We start from the raw sequence: 1,475 nt of genomic DNA on the forward strand, positions 1-1,475 counted from the left end.
CTGCTCACCCGCGCGTCCCGGCGTCTGCCCGCCGACGTGCGGCGCCCCGTGGGAGCGGCACAAACACACGGGAGCCGCGGTCACCCTGCTCGAGGGACCGGTCTCGGTCGGCGCAGCCACCCTCGCGGTCGCCATCGGGTCGCCGTCGCCGTCGACCTGCTCGTCGTCGTCGCGCCGGGTCTGCTCGGGGGGCTCGACGACCTCACCGGTGACACCGGGACCAAGGGCCTGCGGGGGCACCTCGGCGCCCTCCGGAGCGGCCGGGTGACCACGGGTGCCCTCAAGGTCGTCGGCCTCGGGGCCACCGCGGCCTGCGTCGCGCTGCTCGAGGGGACCTCCCCTTCGAGCCACGGCCCCGGGGCGGGACGGCTGCGCCGCGCGCTCGTCGACACCGTCGTCATCGCCGGCACGGCCAACCTCGTCAACCTCCTCGACCTGCGACCCGGACGCGCGCTCAAGGTGACCACGGCCGCCGGGACGCTGCTGCTCGCGCCGCCTGCCACACGTCCCCTGGCGGCCGGGCTCGTCGGTGTCGGCGGCGGGGTGCTGCCCGAGGACCTGGCGGGGGAGTCGATGCTCGGGGACTGCGGAGCCAACGCGCTCGGTGGGCTGCTCGGTCTCGCGCTCGTGCGCGGGCTCGCCCCCGGTGGCCGGCTCGGGGCCGCTGCGCTCGTCACCGGCCTGACCCTGCTGTCGGAGCGGGTGAGCTTCACCCGGGTCATCGAGTCGACGCCCGTCCTGCGTGAGATCGACGCCTGGGGTCGGCGCCGGTGACGCCCGGACCGCAGCCCACCGCGGGAGGCGTCGCGCGCGATGCCGGCACCGTGGCGGTCGTGACGGCGCTGTCGCGGGTCGTGGGCTTCGCCCGCTGGCTCGTCTTCGCGTGGGCGGTCGGCGCGACCGGCGTCGGCACGGTCTACCAGAGCGTCAACACGGTGCCCAACATCGTCTACGAGATCGCCGCCGGCGGCATCCTCGCTGCCGTCGTCGTCCCGCTCGTGGCCGGCGCCTCGGGAGCGCGGAGGGGGAGCGCGCCGACGAGGTCGCCTCCGCACTGCTCACCCGCACCGTCGCCGTGCTGGTGCCGCTCGCCGTCCTCGTGGCGCTCGCCGCTCCCTTCGCCAGTCGTGCCCTGCTCGGGGACCTCGAGGTCGACGGCGCGGTGGCGCTCGGCACCCGGCTGCTGCTCGTCTTCAGCCCGCAGGTGCTCCTCTACGGCATCGGCATCGTCGTCTCCGGGGTGCTCCAGGCGCACCGGAGATTCCTCGCCGCGGCGCTCGCACCGCTGCTGTCGAGCCTCGTCGTCATCGCCACCTATGCCCTGTGGGCCCTCGCCGTGCCGCCCGGCACCCGCCCCCGACGCGGTGACGACGGGGCGAGCTGCTGCTGCTCGGTGGCGCACGACCCTCGGCGTCGCCGTGCTCTCGCTGCCCCTGCTCGTCGTCGCCGAACGCGCCGGCATCAGGCTGCGCCCG

Annotated in this window: 2 protein-coding genes; both read left to right on the plus strand. The window is 76.0% G+C overall.

The genetic code is table 11. The features are described from left to right. Positions 1 to 774 (plus strand): hypothetical protein (locus AC2W7J_RS18080; protein WP_485984147.1); only part of this gene is annotated, 774 nt, incomplete at its 5' end. 307 nt (positions 775 to 1,081) lie between these two features. Continuing rightward, positions 1,082 to 1,475 (plus strand): lipid II flippase MurJ (locus AC2W7J_RS18085; RefSeq protein ID WP_485984149.1); only part of this gene is annotated, 394 nt, incomplete at its 3' end.

It is taken from the genome of Janibacter sp. CFPM2_SD2, assembly GCF_057364645.1.